The following is a 14,234-nucleotide window of genomic DNA, read 5'->3' on the forward strand; positions in this document are numbered from 1 at the left end:
TCCAAACCAAACTTTAAAAATGAAAATCAACTTTAAAAAAGAACTTGGACTGGCACTCTGCTGTTTGTCCTTATCCGCTGTACCCCTGTTTGCCCAAAACCAAGAACGACCCAACGTTATCGTGATCATTACTGATGATCAAGGCTATGGCGATTTGGGCATTACCGGAAACCCGCATGTACAGACACCCGTCTTGGACCAATTGGCAACCGAAAGTGTCCGCTTCAACAATTTTTATGTGTCCCCGGTATGCGCCCCTACCCGCTCCAGCCTACTGACAGGCCGCTATTCCTTGCGTACAGGCGTGCGTGACACCTACAATGGCGGGGCCATTATGGCCTCCAACGAGGTGACCATTGCTGAAATGCTCAAACAGGGTGGCTATACCACTGGCGTATTTGGCAAATGGCATTTGGGCGACAACTACCCCAGCCGACCCAGCGACCAAGGTTTTGACGAATCCGTGATCCATCTTTCCGGCGGTATGGGACAGGTGGGCGACATCACTACCTATTTTAAAGGAGATACCAGCTATTTTGACCCCGTGCTTTGGCACAACAATAAACAAGAGGCCTACGAGGGCTATTGCTCGGATATCTTTACAGATCAAGCCATTCAATTTATTGAGAACAACAAGGCATCGCCCTTCTTTTGCTACCTCTCCTTTAACGCACCGCATACCCCCCTGCAAGTACCCGATGAATATTACCAAAAGTACAAGGACATAGACCCAGCCTCGGGATTTGACGGAGACGACCGCCCTTTCCCAGAAATGAGTGAAAAGGATAAGGAAGATGCCCGAAAGATATATGCCATGGTCACCAATATTGACGATAATCTGGGTAAGCTCCTTAAAAAATTGGACGAGCTGCAACTCTCCAAAAACACCCTTGTTGTCTTTATGACGGACAATGGCCCGCAGCAGCGTCGCTATGTGGCGGGGATGCGCGGCCGAAAGGGCAATGTGTACCAAGGTGGGGTGCGGGTGCCCTTTTATGTAAAATATCCAGCGGCATTTGCCCAAAACAAGGACATTGAGACCATGAGCGCCCATATTGATGTACTACCGACCTTAGCTGAGCTGTGTAAAGTGGACTTGCCCCAAGACCGAAAAATTGATGGCAAAAGTCTGTTGCCCCTGATTCAGGGCAAAAATGTGGACTGGGCAGACCGTTCCCTGTTTTTTTACTGGACGCGCCGCTATCCCGAACTGTACTACAATATGGCGTTGCAAAAAGATGGTTACAAATTGGTGGGAAAGACCAATTACAACGCCGCCCTTGAGGCTTTTGAACTGTTTAATCTTAAATCCGACCCTTATGAGCAAAACAACTTGGTTTTGGAAGACAAAGCGAAGGCCACAGCCCTTAAAAAAGAGCTTGACGGATTGTATAATGAACTGATAAACTCCGAAAATTTGGTAAACCAACCTCGAATTGTTGTGGGGAACAAAGCTGAAAATCCCATTTTCCTAAACCGCAACGATGCTGGAGGAGAACGTGGTATCTGGGATCAAGAAGAAATCTATGGCACATGGAAGGTGAGTATTGCAGAAGGGCAATATGATATTCGCATGAAGTTTGTAAAGCCCTTAAAAGCCGGTGGCCGACTCTATCTGGAAGCCAACACCTTGGTAAAACAGCAAGTAAATACCCAAGACAATGTAGATGTATTGGAATTAAAAAACGTGTACCTCCCAAACATGGACTGCGAATTATTGGCCCACTATGCGGTGGACCGCAAACATATTATGCCGTTTTGGGTGGAGCTTGAAAAAGTTGATTAACATATCGTAATTGCCTCACAAAATGTCCTGATTATTTACCTTTAACATGAAAATGAGTGTTATCCAATCCTATGGAGTCCAACTAAAAAAATGACAATTGACAACATTTGTAATTACATCGAATAGAGGTGAATTGAATCTCGCTATTTTGATGGGCGAATTAGAATGGGCGAGAAAAGCTCAATGGACTGAATCCATATGGCATTGTACACCTGCTTTGGTAGAATTAGATGGAAAATCATGCCGCCCATACGTCGGACAAAAGTTCAATGAAGAACATTTTAAAATTGTTGAAAACTTCTGGACTCATGAGCACTGTGGTTTATGTGTTGCCGGAATTGTAGAAAATGATAAAATTTTCACCTCTGACAACAACATAATTTGCTCCGATTGCTACAAGGAATTCATACTTCCTGAAGACATCGAGTCTATAATTCAAAATATGAAAAAAATAGAAATGTAATACCTTATAAAATATCTCTTTCTTGACTCAAAAACTATCCGAGCACCACATCTAATCCCTTACCAATCCCATGAATTCCAACAAAGCCCTACTCGTCATCGATATGCAAAAAGGCTCTTTTACGCCCAAAACCCCACGTTTTGACACCGAGGGTGTGGTAGCCCGTATCAATACATTGGCAGCACTGTTTCGCCAGAACGGTTGGCCCGTGGTGATCATACAGCACGATGGCACGGGAACCGGCGAGTTTGAAAAAAACAACTGGGATTGGGAGCTGTTGGACGAACTCCAAACCGAACCCACAGACACCTTACTGGACAAATACGCCAACGATGTCTTCTATAGATCCCAACTACGGGAATTGTTGACGGCTTGGGGAACCCAAGAATTGCTGATCACAGGCTGTGCCACCGACTTTTGTGTGGAGGCCACCATACAATCTGCTTTGGCCAAGGATTATAACATTACCGTGGTGGCAGACGGGCATACCACGGGAGACCAACCCCATTTACCCGCGCAAAAGGTGATAGAACACTACAATTGGGTATGGCAAAACATGATTCCCACCAAAGGGAACATTCGGGTGGAGGATTTTGAGACGATTACCAAGAATATCGATAGCAAGGAAAATGAAAATACAACTATAAGCTAGTCGTAAATTGACACCGACCTCACTATGACCAACACCTTTTCATTTGACTCCGAAGCCTACGATTTTTGGCCCTTGTACCAGGCCATTCAAAAATATTACCCCATTGGTATCCCAAAAAATTACGACGAGGGGATTCACCGAGAATACCAAGGATATAAGGCGTTAGAGCGTTTGCTTGTGGAAAACATTCACGATGAAAAGACCTGGAAAAGCAATTGGGTCTCCTTTACCAAAAAAATGGGTTTGGAACTTGGAAAAAAGGCTTTTGGAACCACCTACGGGCAGGCGCCCAGCTACAGTGCATATCTGCTACTGGATTGGAAAAATAACGGCAATCGTTCCAACTCCAAGGAACTCCATTTTTCGGTGAGCTTGTTGGGCAACTATTTTCAGATCTATGGGGTTGAAAAGACCCAATTGTCTTATGACGATGGCCCAATACCCTATCAAGTGGAGAATGTTAAGGAGATCATTGTTTCCCCTATTGATGATTTTAAAACCTATTTTGAGGCGGTGGAAGAAAAAATAAAGGAACAATTCAAAGGATATCGTTTGGTGCCTTTTTCCATTGGGCAAACTATGATCAAGGGGCTTGAGGTATACCATTTGGATAAAGAAAACTGCACGGTTAACATGGCCATGTTCAACGATTTTGTGGGTTACGGAGACCAAATTATGGAAGTGGAACTACGGGGCGACCAAAATTATGGCATGGATGGTTGGAAAAAATAGGTTTACCAAATTCGGCTGAAACGCTAAATTCAAATTTCTCAATGAGCCCAAGGAGCTTTAGAATTTTTAAAAAGAAGAAGGGATTATACATTTATCCTGAGCAATGGGGAGCTATCATTTTAACCACTTTTGTTTTTTCCATCATTTATTTAGAACCATCATTTGGCTATGACCTTAAACACTGGAAAACCATTTTTGCCATTATTTGGGGCCTTTATATGATTGGTTATACCATCAGCTGTTTCTTCAGATATGAAAAAGAACTAGGTACATATTCAGGAAGTCTATCGCTGTTTGAAGAAAAAATAATCGTTGATGATAAAACATACGATTTATCTAAAATTAAAAAATTAAGTTTTCTCAACTCTACGGTAAGAGGTAAGCACATAAGTTCACGTTTTACATTTTCTCCCATGTTGTCCAATGGATTGAGTAGTGGATTTACGCTAACTTTAAAAAGTGGGCAAAAAATACAGGATAACTTTCTACAAACTGAATCAAATAGACTTAAACATTGCAAGGAAATCCTGGTTCACTACCATAAGAAAGGGATTGTTAGTTGGCACCAACTTCTGAGTTTATTGGAAATTGATGGATATCAGAAAATTCAAGAATTCAAAAAAGAAATAAATGAGAATGGGTAAGGCCACAGCTAGCTAATCCCAATCAGTCCTAAAATCCTCTATGCTGAACAAAAAAATTTACAGATACACCAATGTTGAACTGCTTGACCAAATAAAAAATGGTTCTTCCAAAGCCTTGGTAAACCAAGCCCAAGCAGAATTTGATAAACGTGATTTATCCGAATCAGACTTGAACAAGGTGGAAGAAGAGTATGTCAAATTCAAGGCATATCAAGAAAAGCGCAGAGATGAACCTTTGACCAAGGAGGAGTGGTTCAACTTTTTCTTTTGGTCTTTTTTACAACCAAATTCGCGGTGGATTAAGGATAGCTTCTCAGAATCTGAATATGAACGGTTCCAAACACATGGGTTTGATAAAAAAACCAAACAAGCAACAGAGGCGAAAATCTTCGGGTTTATCTTTTGGTTTATCATAGCAACTGTACTTATTTTCTTTGTTTTGCCCAAATTGGGTTTGTAAAGGCGTATTTTAAATTCGCATTTGCTATGGTTATTAAATTAAGGAATGGAAAATTTTGACAAGCTTAAATCTGATATAGTAAACGCTACCCTGAAAAAAATTTATCGGACTAAAAAACCGTTTCTGGAATCCCCGTTTGAAGGGTTGGGAGTCCTTTTGACCTATAAATTCATTATGGAGTTGGACAACGGCAAAAAATATGGCTTTAGTCGAGATTATATATGGGAATGGGATAACAGTGAGAAAATCGTTGAACTAAAAACCAAATTAAGAAAGGAGTATAAGAACAAAAGGATTTTGGACTTAATAAAAGTTGATGATATTTACTTCAAAATGGAAAATGACATGGTCTTGCATCATAAGCAAGCTTTTGGTTCTGAACTAGTGTTTGAAAAATACTCTGAGTATTTTGATGGGAAAGGAGAACTTATTTAACCTAACGAAGCCCAAGCCTTAACATAGAAAAAGTAGAGTACTTCAATGAAATCCAAAATCACTTCTGCCCTTATCTTATTTTTTGGTAATTATGGACTAATACTTGGTGGACTTTTTATGGTATTGATTGGCTTTATCGCGATGAACAAAGCCAGAACCCAAATGAACATGACCGAAGAAGGGCGAAGGGTTACCGTAGAAATTTTAAAATCACCTGCGGATTGTGATCGTATAGGAAGGCGTGGTGGATATTGCACGCTGAAATTTAACGGCAGGGAAATCATAAAAAGAACTGGGCACAAATTCTGTGAATTGGTCGAGGGAAAAAAGGAAATTGTTATGCTCACAAATGCAGAAAAAAGCAAGTTGATTTTCCTAAATGAATATGAAAAGGAACACAATTGGATAAGCGGAATTGGACTCTGTCTGTTTGGAATAGTCATCACCTATAAAGGATGGAAACAACGGAATTAGCTCAATTTTGGATAAAGTAAAAGACAGGACTAGTGAGCATGAAAACTATTTAGGGTTTGTAGATAAATCAGATGAAAATTGGTTTAATTACAGATTTCATTTAACAGGAGATGGAAACAGAGAGGTAAAACTTGCAGTACAATTGTACCATTTGCCAAAATAGAACTTGGCTGCTAATAATTCCTATTCAATAAAATTATAGCAAAGGTGTTAGTGGCATTAAACAGAAATATTAATGGAATTATCAGAAAGGAATGCAAAAATTTTGATGTTGGATATTCACCAAGATATAGAGGAATATGCCAATGCAACCGTTGAACAAATTTTGGATAACAAGGAATTCGATTTTCTACCTTATCCCCCAAATGGTGGTTTGACAGAGAATGAAATTTGCGCCTTAAAGAAGCTTGAAAACAATCCTGACCTAAAAAGTGGGTTGAGAAAAATTATTGCTGATAATACTGCAGGGGTTTTATTCAATTTATTCAACTTAATTGATGGCACGGGACACCCTAAAAACGATGATAAAAACGAATGGAATGATTTAAAGTTAGTTGATGAAGACTGGAATGAAAACGAGGAAGTCGTTGATGATTGGTTGCATGATAAATTTTTTGCCTCTTATTGGGACTGGAAAGACAAAAGAACAGAAACAGAATGGAAGTTGGACAATATATGAAGACAACTAAGTATTTCTAGCTCTTTTTCACCAAAAGACCCTCACCCCCTCAAAACCCCAATAACCCCACGAATGGCCGATACCACTTGTTGAATTTCCTGTTGGGTAAAGGCCTCCTCTTCAACATAGAATAACATTTCCACCCCAAAGTTGAGCACCTTGGCAAATTCCTCCGGAGATCCATAGCCCTCAATAACCAATTCCGTCAATTCCTCTACCATTTGAATTTTATCCGTAAGCTTCATCGTAATAATTGTTTGGAACCAAATATATTTACCTTCTTGGTTTTAAGGGTCATAACAAATTATGACTTTGCCTAATTTGCCCAGAAATTGAACTTAAAGAGCTTTTCAACTTTTAGACTTTCCTACCTTTAACCCCATCACCTAGCAACCCGTCCACATGCAAAACCTCTTACAGTCCATCTCCACCCGTGCCTATATAAGCGTGCCCCTTAAAGAGGCCATACAATCCTGTTTTGAGGTGGTGGAAACCCAAAAAGGCGATAAAATTCTACTGGAAAACAGCCGCGCCAGCCACCTTTGGTTTATAGAAAAAGGTGCCCTCCACACCTATTACCACCACAACGGTAAGCCCATTACCTCATGGTTCTATACCGAAAACCAATTTGTTACCGCCTGGTACAGTTTCTATGCCCAAAAGCCCAGTTTTGAGGAGGTGGAATGTCTGGAGGCCTGCGTGCTGTACCGCATCAGTTACTCCAACTACCAAAAACTTATTGCCGACTTTCCGGCCTTTGGCAACTTTGCCCGTTTGCTGGCCGAGGAAATGTTGGCCTTTTTGGACGAGTTCTCCAAGGGATGGTCTTTCCTATCCGCCAAGGAAAAGTACCAATTGCTAAAGCAGAGCTTCCCACAGTTGGAGCTTCGGGTAAAATTGGGGCTGATCGCCTCCTTTTTGGGCGTTACCCAAGAGACCTTGAGCCGTATTCGCGCCCAAAAGTGATTTTTTTGATCTAGGTCAAAAGAACCCAAAAAAAGCCCCCCTACTTTTGACCAAAATAGTTACACATGAAAAATTCGACCTTAGTTTTTAGGAGTTTGGGAATCCTAATTTTCCTGGCCGGACTGGCCCATTTGTTCTCCTTTGGCGTGGATGCAAGTGATGATACTCCTACCTCCCCTACTGAAACCAGTGCTGCTCTCGAACAACAGCCCAAAGCTGAAATTCCTATGGAAAAACCCGTAACCAAAACGGCCTATAACCCAGAGACCGACCACCTCATCGGTCAATGGAAGGTGGCCTACAATACCGAAGATTTTAAAGGGGCCATTATCTACAATATCAAAAAAGAGGGCAAGGTGTTCAATGCCTACAACCACCAATACGAAGATGAAAATGGCTATTCCCAAAAGGCCGAGGGCACCAAGACCCTGACCATAACCAAATTTAATGGCAGTAAGGGCAAGGGCATTTACAGCATTGCATACAAAGGGGAGCAATACGAAGTGGACTGCAAGATCGCCCTAGTGGACAAAAACAGCTTTACCCTAAGCTATGACTACTACGGTTATGGCGATGTGGAAACCTGGAAAAAACAATAATCATGATTGATTTTTTAGCCAAAAAACTGGAATGGTTGGATGTACAATATTGGTTTTACATCTTCAACGACCTGAGTCTGCTCTACATTATTATACCCTTTTTTGTACTGGAGCTGATACGCTACGCCTACCTAAAACGGCTGGACAAGGATTTGGTGCTGGACAGTATTGCCAATGTGATCACCTTTGGGGGCTTCTTTTTAATCGAGATCATTTTAGGCATCCTGGCCATTACCAAGGTGTACTATTGGGTCTATAACAACATTAGTCTGCCGCATTTGGAGCTCAATTGGGCCACGGTCATCTGCTGTGTGCTCCTTGCGGATTTTGCCTACTACTGGGAGCACCGCACCATGCACCGGATCGGCATTGGGTGGGCCACCCATACGGTGCACCACAGCTCGCCCCATTTTAATATGTCCGTTGCCTACCGTTTTGGGCCGTTGGATGCCATTATGCCCATTGTGTTTTCGCTTCCGATAGTAATGTTGGGCTTTGACCCCATCCTGGTATTGCTCTCCGAAGTTTTTGTGCAGGTCTTTCAGACCTTGTTGCACACGGAAATCATTGGCAAGCTCACCAAACCCATTGAGTTTATCTTTAATACGCCATCGCACCATCGCGTGCACCACGGCTCCAACAGGCAGTATTGGGATAAGAACTATGCCGGAATATTGATTATTTGGGATCGTATGCTGGGCACTTTTGAGCCAGAAAAGGAAAAGGTGGTCTATGGCATCTCGCAACCCATAAACAGCGTGAACCCCATTGTAGTGTTCTTCCACGGCATTAGTCGCTTTGTGAAAAAATTGGGGCAGATCAAGGGCTTTTCCAACAAGTTGCTGGCCTTTGTAAAACCCCCGGATTGGATGCCCAAACAATAAGTATTTTTAAGCACATGAAATCGAACAATTTTATATTCGCCGACCTTTCTACCTATACGCCCAAAGAGACCATGGGGTTCTACCAAACTGTTTTTGGGTGGACGTATTACGAAGCTGATGGGTATTATTCCGCCTATAAAGGCGATAAAGAGATCTGTGGTTTGTACGAAACCCCGGAAAAGTTTAAACAGATGCGGATGCCCCATTTTTGGATGTCCTACATTCAAGTAAACAGTGTGGCACAGACTGTGGAAAAGGCCCGGGAACTGGGCGGTATCATTGAAGTGGTGGACGATAGCGCCTTGGGTAAGGTAGCCTTGATACGCGACCCTCAAGGGTCAGGCTTTACGGTGTACGAAGGCGACCAACTCACCCACACCCGCACCCTGAACGAGCCCGGTACTCTTATCTGGAACGAACTCCATGTGTCCAACGTGGCCAAGGTGATTCCTTTTTATGAGGGTATTTTCAATTGGACATTTAAAGACCATGGGCATGGCACCTACAACATTCAAAACCATACAGGCGAACACATCGCAGACCTGATGGAATTCCCAAATGATTTTAAGGGGAAATACGAATATTGGGTCTGCTCCTTTGGGGTGCAAAATCTGGCCAAAACACGGGATAAAATCTTAAATCTGGGCGGTACTGTGGTCTCTGATGAAGGGGATAGAATTTTGATGACGGACAATTCTGGGGAGGCGTTTTTTTATGTGAAGGAAGTCTAGGTTTTAAAATCGAATTTCATTTTGTTTTTTTAATAGTGTACTTTCCCAGAGGCAAACTAAAATCTCGGCCTTTTACACATGAATTACACTACCATTTTGATCATTGTTGCCGTTGCTGTGATACTGAAAAACCTAGTACCAAAGCTGGTCAAATTTGGAGAACCGGATAAAGCTCCCAACAAAAGTGAATGGCATTATAAAGTAAGGTTTGCCAAGCTCAACAAGGAGCTGTATGATCAATCCAATTCGGAGGAAAGGGAGGAACTCCTCTATTACTATACCCAAAAACTAAGGCAAAAGGACAATTATGGCGAGGCTTCTTTCCAGGAAATGCCCAAACTGTTGCAAGTGGTCTACCTTATAGACGAATTGGAGATGGAGGTACAAAATGGAAGCTTGTTACAGTTCTTTACGAACTCTTCTGGCCAATACGCCCAAGAAACTTTGGAAGCACTGGAGCTGCTGGGCGATGCAGAGGCTAAACAGCTTTTGGAAGAAGCTGTGGAAATAATCAATGAGCATAGTGGACTGATGGAAATCACCAAAACAAAACTCGAAGGCATGCATCTCCATACAATTTTCAAAACTTCAGACTTGTACGACAATGAGTCTTTAATGGAAGCGATGAATGCCTTGGACAACAAGTTTTACGACCTCAAATCGAGTTACTCCAAGCTTAAAATGGTCTATTTTGAGAAGCACAAAGAGGAGCTTTGGAAAAAGTTAAATCAAAACTGAAATGGGAAGAAGTCAAGAACTCGCAAACAGGTTGCAAGAAGTATTGTTGGATGGCCGTTGGGTGGCCAACACCAATTGCAAGGCACAACTGGAAAATCTAAGCTGGGAAGTGGCCACGCAGAAGGTGGGAAACCTCAACACCATAGCGGCACTTACCTTCCACATCAACTACTATCTAGGAGGATTGATATCGGTATTACAAGGTGGACCACTCCAGATTCGCGACAAATACAGTTTTGACCTTCCACTCATCAATTCACAGACCGACTGGGAAAACTTGGTAAACGAATTTCTGGCGAATTCCGAGACCTTTGTCCGAGAGGTGGCCAAACTACCGGACAGCATTTTGGACCAGCCCTTTGTGGACGAAAAATATGGCCCCTACCACCGAAATATTAATGGCACCATAGAACACTGCTATTACCATCTTGGGCAAATCTCCATGCTTAAAAAGTTGATTACTGTAACAGATGCCTAAACTTCACTACTTATAAACAATAAAAAGTAGTAATATCATGCTCAACCTCAAGGAAGGCACCTATTTTGGCGAATACCTGGATGCACGGGAAAACGAGCTCTTTAAGCTCAGCTTAACCGCCTATTCCCCAGATAGTGTCTTGGAGGATCATTACCATGATAACAGCTATATCAGCGTGCTCACATCGGGCAGTTATTTGGAGAATATTAATGGTTCTACCAAATTGGTGAAGTCTTCGGATGTGCTGTTTCGGCCTACCTCCTGGTGCCATCAAAACACTTTTTTGGAAGATTCCGCTACTTGTTTCAATATCGAGTTTAAAAAAGGTTGGCAAAAAGGGTTGGACTGGGATGTGGAACTGCCGAATACCCATATCCATTTCAACAAAACGGCCTTTCCCTCTTTGTACAAACTGCTATTGAACTTTAAAATCGATTACAATGCCGACCTCAGCACGGAATTGATCTTGGATTGGCTGTGTACCATTAGCCCGAATCAAACTAGAGTTCATTCCAAAACTTGGGTTGACAAAGTAGAGCGTATTCTGAAACATGAACTCACTCAATTTCATTCTTTGGCTTCGCTGTCGGAACGTATTCATGTGCATCCCGTATATATGGCCCGCGCGTTTAAAGCGGAAAAAGGCATGACCATAGGAGAGTTCCAATTGAAATCGAAGTTGCACAATGCGGTGTATTTGTTGTCCAGTACCCAGCAGTCCATCTCGGACGTTTCTTTCGCCAATGGTTTTTTTGACGATGCGCATTTTATCCGGTCGTTTAAAATGGCCTATGGGATTTCACCCAACCGCTTCCGGAAAGTCTTAAATAGTTAATCTGGTACAATTTCTTGTTCTAATTGAGATTGATTTTTGTGTTATCAATCAAATCTCGAAACATGTTAAAAAGAAATAGCACCCTTTGTGCCCTTCTGGCGCTCCTGTTTACCGGAGCCATGGCGCAACAGAAAATGAACACGCTTCCTTACAAGGAAATCTATGCCTATGGCATGGATACTGATGTTACCCCTATTTTCCCTTTGTTGGAAGTAGACGGATTGAATGCCAAAGACCAAAAATTTAAATCGGATTTTGAAGGCAGATTCAAAGGGGAATCCGATTTGGGAGCATCAAGCCCAGAATCGGAAATAGAAACCTTGATTTCCCACTTCAAAAACTATTGGCGAAAATCCCTTCTGGACACCAAAGGGAACTTTGAGCGGGAATTGGGCGGCAAGGTAGTCCCCTTCCTAATGCAAAACTATCCGCCGGTTAAGGGCAAAAAAATTACCCGTGACAGTTTGGGTTATTTTCTGCGGGATTATATCCGCTCGAAAGGGCTATACACTACGGATGAAGTCACCTATCAAGGTCGGCTTATAGATTTATTGGTTTGGAAAGAACAAACCCAAAAAATCTACAATGTGGATTTGGGCAAGGGTGAAATGCAAGAAGTCACCGTCTTTTTTATGGAAGACTTTGCCACCTTGGGTTGGATGGAGTATGCCACTTTGGGAGCCCATCATCCTGGGGGATGGACGGAAGAGGAAGGTATTTATTGTGTAAAAAAAGCCTACGACATAAACAGTGAAAATTTCAAAATCAGCTACTTAACGCATGAGGCCCGACATTACGCGGACAAGAAATTATGGCCCCATTTAAAGTCCGCCGATTTGGAATATCGGGCAAAACTTACCGAGTTAAATTTGGCCCAAGACACCCTCTTCGGATTGATTGCCTTTTTTGTCAAAAATGCCAACAAGGAAAGCGAAAATGGTCACCAAGTCGCCAATTATTGTCTTATCCGGGACTTGTCCCAAAAACTGTTTAAATCCAATTTTGAGACCTCCCAGGAAAAATGGGAAAAAATAGACGTTAAGAAAATCAATGAGGCTGCGAGGAGATTGTTGAAGAAAAATACCAAGGAGTTAAAATCCAAAGGCATAAATGCTCAAACCGTTATCAAAGTTTAGGCAATCTATGGCCAGCCCTTCTGATTTCGCGAAATAGATCTGTATCTTCAACTATCTTAATTTCCAAAATGAAATCCTATACTATTGGGCTTGTTTTTATGATTTGCCTGGCTTTTTCCTGCAAGCATGGAGATAAAGAGGCTTATGTGCATCTCAATTCAACCTATGTCCTTGATTCCATTGTTATTTTGGACACGGCAACAGAGCGGACAATTGCTTCGGTAAACTCTGAAAATAAGAAGCAACAAATGAAACTGAAATGGACAACCGTAGCTTCGATTAATGGCAGATTGAAAAACAATCGGTATTTGACCATTTTGGAGCCCCAAAAAGACTTGAACGTTTTGGTTAAAGCGGATTCCAGTTTAACAACCCACATCAAGGCCGATTCTATTTTGAATTACTTATCGAAGAGCAATTTAGATTTTGCCAATAATAATCTGTCGTTCATTTTTGAAACCGAAGCGCTCGACTCCATTCCAATCTTTTTTGATGCTTTCCGAAAGCAAAGAGCGGAAGAAATCAATCTGTTTAGAAAGGAATTAAACCCTAAAGTTTTGACTCTCCTCCATTATCAAAATGAGGCAAGGATTTACTCCTTTTTGTTGTGGCTGGGAAGAGTTTCCAAGAATTTGGAGGCCAGCAATAGCTTTTTTGATTTTGTCCATAAAATTCCTCCACCAGATTGGACCTCAAGAACCTTCCCATCTATTTACTTATACAAGTATGAAATTGAGTATCTAAGAAAAAACCTAAATATTCAAAACATTTCGGATTTCTTAAGCTATTTGGATGAAATGGTTCCGGATAAAGAAACTTCGGATTTATTTAAGGCATTATATATCAAAGGTCTCATTAAAAGTCCATCATATTGGGGCAAGCATATAGAACATTTCAACACGGACGTGCTTAGTGACATCATGATGGACGAAAAAGACAACATTCATTATTCCCTAATGCAAGAGGCCGCGCAATCATTTTACAAATCTCAAAATAAAAGCTTTGCGTATAATTTTAAGGCTGTTGATCAACATAACAAATCACTCCATTTGGAAGATATAAAGGGTAAAGTAGTCTTTATTGATGTGTGGGCTACTTGGTGCGGGCCTTGCATACAACATAGACCAAAGGTCTTGGAACTTGCCAAAAAGTATGATGACAATGATAATGTTGAAATTGTAATGCTTTCTGTGGATTCCTCAAAGGAACTATGGCTTTCCTTCTTGGAGAAGGAAGGGAATCAACCTGGGCTTAACTTGTTTATTAAAGACGGTATGAAAACTGATTTTGGCCAACATTTTAATATTACGGAGATTCCTAGATATATTATGATTGGCAAGGACGGTCGAATTTTGAATTCCAGGATGGAAATGGAAATGGAGGTAATTGAAGCGGATATTGAAGCTGCCAGGAGTGCGAATTAGACTCGGCCCTCTTCTTCAATTTCCTTTCATAGTCCAAAGGTTTCAATTGGAAAGAATCCAATTTTCTATTACTTTGGTAATAATGCATTAAAAATTAGATTCTTTGTTCAAGAACAGG

Annotated in this window: 19 protein-coding genes; 18 read left to right on the forward strand and 1 reads right to left on the reverse strand. The window is 41.5% G+C overall.

Going from position 1 to position 14,234, the window contains the following annotated elements; all coding sequences use genetic code 11:
- Positions 1–19: 19 nt before the first annotated feature.
- From ACRHOZ_RS16075 to ACRHOZ_RS16115, 9 genes are all read left to right on the forward strand, one after another.
- On the forward strand, positions 20–1,786 hold the full coding sequence (locus ACRHOZ_RS16075) for an arylsulfatase (RefSeq protein ID WP_431127590.1): 1,767 nt from the start codon (positions 20–22) through the stop codon (positions 1,784–1,786).
- A 97-nt stretch (positions 1,787–1,883) separates the two neighbouring features.
- Complete coding sequence (locus tag ACRHOZ_RS16080) at positions 1,884–2,249, forward strand: hypothetical protein (RefSeq protein WP_431127593.1); 366 nt, start codon at positions 1,884–1,886, stop codon at positions 2,247–2,249.
- Between the two features lie 70 nt (positions 2,250–2,319).
- Positions 2,320–2,901 (forward strand): cysteine hydrolase family protein, encoded by a 582-nt coding sequence (locus tag ACRHOZ_RS16085; protein WP_431127595.1) that lies wholly within the window; start codon positions 2,320–2,322, stop codon positions 2,899–2,901.
- 24 nt (positions 2,902–2,925) lie between these two features.
- Positions 2,926–3,633: a hypothetical protein gene (locus tag ACRHOZ_RS16090; RefSeq protein ID WP_431127598.1), complete on the forward strand. Its 708-nt coding sequence runs from the start codon at positions 2,926–2,928 to the stop codon at positions 3,631–3,633.
- Positions 3,621–4,277, forward strand: a complete 657-nt coding sequence (locus tag ACRHOZ_RS16095; RefSeq protein WP_431127601.1) for a hypothetical protein — start codon at positions 3,621–3,623, stop codon at positions 4,275–4,277. Before ACRHOZ_RS16090 ends, ACRHOZ_RS16095 begins: the two co-directional genes overlap by 13 nt.
- A gap of 40 nt (positions 4,278–4,317) precedes the next feature.
- Positions 4,318–4,737, forward strand: a complete 420-nt coding sequence (locus tag ACRHOZ_RS16100; protein ID WP_431127604.1) for a hypothetical protein — start codon at positions 4,318–4,320, stop codon at positions 4,735–4,737.
- A 45-nt stretch (positions 4,738–4,782) separates the two neighbouring features.
- Complete coding sequence (locus ACRHOZ_RS16105; RefSeq protein WP_431127607.1) at positions 4,783–5,172, forward strand: hypothetical protein; 390 nt, start codon at positions 4,783–4,785, stop codon at positions 5,170–5,172.
- Positions 5,173–5,217: 45 nt separating this feature from the next.
- A complete protein-coding gene (locus ACRHOZ_RS16110; RefSeq protein WP_431127609.1) occupies positions 5,218–5,646 on the forward strand; it encodes a hypothetical protein in 429 nt (142 codons plus the stop codon).
- 235 nt (positions 5,647–5,881) lie between these two features.
- On the forward strand, positions 5,882–6,325 hold the full coding sequence (locus ACRHOZ_RS16115) for a hypothetical protein (protein WP_431127612.1): 444 nt from the start codon (positions 5,882–5,884) through the stop codon (positions 6,323–6,325).
- A gap of 41 nt (positions 6,326–6,366) precedes the next feature.
- On the opposite strand, the gene ACRHOZ_RS16120 is transcribed toward ACRHOZ_RS16115, so the two are convergent.
- Positions 6,367–6,570 (reverse strand): hypothetical protein, encoded by a 204-nt coding sequence (locus ACRHOZ_RS16120; protein ID WP_138838697.1) that lies wholly within the window; start codon positions 6,568–6,570, stop codon positions 6,367–6,369.
- Between the two features lie 157 nt (positions 6,571–6,727).
- On the opposite strand from ACRHOZ_RS16120, the gene ACRHOZ_RS16125 reads away from it, so the two are divergent.
- The 9 genes from ACRHOZ_RS16125 to ACRHOZ_RS16165 all read left to right on the forward strand — a co-directional run bounded on the left by ACRHOZ_RS16125 (position 6,728) and on the right by ACRHOZ_RS16165 (position 14,116).
- On the forward strand, positions 6,728–7,291 hold the full coding sequence (locus ACRHOZ_RS16125; RefSeq protein WP_431127615.1) for a Crp/Fnr family transcriptional regulator: 564 nt from the start codon (positions 6,728–6,730) through the stop codon (positions 7,289–7,291).
- 65 nt (positions 7,292–7,356) lie between these two features.
- Positions 7,357–7,890: a hypothetical protein gene (locus tag ACRHOZ_RS16130; RefSeq protein ID WP_431127618.1), complete on the forward strand. Its 534-nt coding sequence runs from the start codon at positions 7,357–7,359 to the stop codon at positions 7,888–7,890.
- Between the two features lie 2 nt (positions 7,891–7,892).
- Positions 7,893–8,774 (forward strand): sterol desaturase family protein, encoded by an 882-nt coding sequence (locus ACRHOZ_RS16135; RefSeq protein ID WP_431127621.1) that lies wholly within the window; start codon positions 7,893–7,895, stop codon positions 8,772–8,774.
- Positions 8,775–8,788: 14 nt separating this feature from the next.
- Entirely contained in the window at positions 8,789–9,505 is a 717-nt protein-coding gene (locus ACRHOZ_RS16140) for a VOC family protein (protein ID WP_431127624.1), read from the forward strand.
- 78 nt (positions 9,506–9,583) lie between these two features.
- Positions 9,584–10,243, forward strand: a complete 660-nt coding sequence (locus ACRHOZ_RS16145) for a DMP19 family protein (protein ID WP_431127626.1) — start codon at positions 9,584–9,586, stop codon at positions 10,241–10,243.
- Between the two features lies 1 nt (position 10,244).
- Positions 10,245–10,721: a DUF1572 domain-containing protein gene (locus ACRHOZ_RS16150; protein WP_431127629.1), complete on the forward strand. Its 477-nt coding sequence runs from the start codon at positions 10,245–10,247 to the stop codon at positions 10,719–10,721.
- Positions 10,722–10,758: 37 nt separating this feature from the next.
- Entirely contained in the window at positions 10,759–11,556 is a 798-nt protein-coding gene (locus tag ACRHOZ_RS16155) for a helix-turn-helix transcriptional regulator (protein ID WP_431127632.1), read from the forward strand.
- A 62-nt stretch (positions 11,557–11,618) separates the two neighbouring features.
- Positions 11,619–12,692 carry a hypothetical protein gene (locus tag ACRHOZ_RS16160; RefSeq protein WP_431127635.1) on the forward strand — a complete coding sequence of 358 codons (1,074 nt, stop codon included), beginning with the start codon at positions 11,619–11,621 and terminating at the stop codon, positions 12,690–12,692.
- A gap of 68 nt (positions 12,693–12,760) precedes the next feature.
- A complete protein-coding gene (locus ACRHOZ_RS16165) occupies positions 12,761–14,116 on the forward strand; it encodes a TlpA family protein disulfide reductase (RefSeq protein WP_431127638.1) in 1,356 nt (451 codons plus the stop codon).
- The last annotated feature ends 118 nt before the right edge of the window (positions 14,117–14,234 follow it).

Source organism: Flagellimonas flava, from assembly GCF_050617915.1.
GTDB lineage: Bacteria > Bacteroidota > Bacteroidia > Flavobacteriales > Flavobacteriaceae > Flagellimonas > Flagellimonas flava_A.

Coding starts and splice junctions, on each gene's coding strand:
- ACRHOZ_RS16150 (WP_431127629.1), top strand. CDS start 10,245: ATGGGAAGAAGTCAAGAACTCGCAAACAGGTTGCAAGAAGTATTGTTG.
- ACRHOZ_RS16130 (WP_431127618.1), top strand. CDS start 7,357: ATGAAAAATTCGACCTTAGTTTTTAGGAGTTTGGGAATCCTAATTTTC.
- ACRHOZ_RS16110 (WP_431127609.1), top strand. CDS start 5,218: ATGAAATCCAAAATCACTTCTGCCCTTATCTTATTTTTTGGTAATTAT.
- ACRHOZ_RS16125 (WP_431127615.1), top strand. CDS start 6,728: ATGCAAAACCTCTTACAGTCCATCTCCACCCGTGCCTATATAAGCGTG.
- ACRHOZ_RS16160 (WP_431127635.1), top strand. CDS start 11,619: ATGTTAAAAAGAAATAGCACCCTTTGTGCCCTTCTGGCGCTCCTGTTT.
- ACRHOZ_RS16135 (WP_431127621.1), top strand. CDS start 7,893: ATGATTGATTTTTTAGCCAAAAAACTGGAATGGTTGGATGTACAATAT.
- ACRHOZ_RS16085 (WP_431127595.1), top strand. CDS start 2,320: ATGAATTCCAACAAAGCCCTACTCGTCATCGATATGCAAAAAGGCTCT.
- ACRHOZ_RS16100 (WP_431127604.1), top strand. CDS start 4,318: ATGCTGAACAAAAAAATTTACAGATACACCAATGTTGAACTGCTTGAC.
- ACRHOZ_RS16105 (WP_431127607.1), top strand. CDS start 4,783: ATGGAAAATTTTGACAAGCTTAAATCTGATATAGTAAACGCTACCCTG.
- ACRHOZ_RS16090 (WP_431127598.1), top strand. CDS start 2,926: ATGACCAACACCTTTTCATTTGACTCCGAAGCCTACGATTTTTGGCCC.
- ACRHOZ_RS16140 (WP_431127624.1), top strand. CDS start 8,789: ATGAAATCGAACAATTTTATATTCGCCGACCTTTCTACCTATACGCCC.
- ACRHOZ_RS16145 (WP_431127626.1), top strand. CDS start 9,584: ATGAATTACACTACCATTTTGATCATTGTTGCCGTTGCTGTGATACTG.
- ACRHOZ_RS16075 (WP_431127590.1), top strand. CDS start 20: ATGAAAATCAACTTTAAAAAAGAACTTGGACTGGCACTCTGCTGTTTG.
- ACRHOZ_RS16165 (WP_431127638.1), top strand. CDS start 12,761: ATGAAATCCTATACTATTGGGCTTGTTTTTATGATTTGCCTGGCTTTT.
- ACRHOZ_RS16155 (WP_431127632.1), top strand. CDS start 10,759: ATGCTCAACCTCAAGGAAGGCACCTATTTTGGCGAATACCTGGATGCA.
- ACRHOZ_RS16120 (WP_138838697.1), bottom strand. CDS start 6,570: ATGAAGCTTACGGATAAAATTCAAATGGTAGAGGAATTGACGGAATTG.
- ACRHOZ_RS16115 (WP_431127612.1), top strand. CDS start 5,882: ATGGAATTATCAGAAAGGAATGCAAAAATTTTGATGTTGGATATTCAC.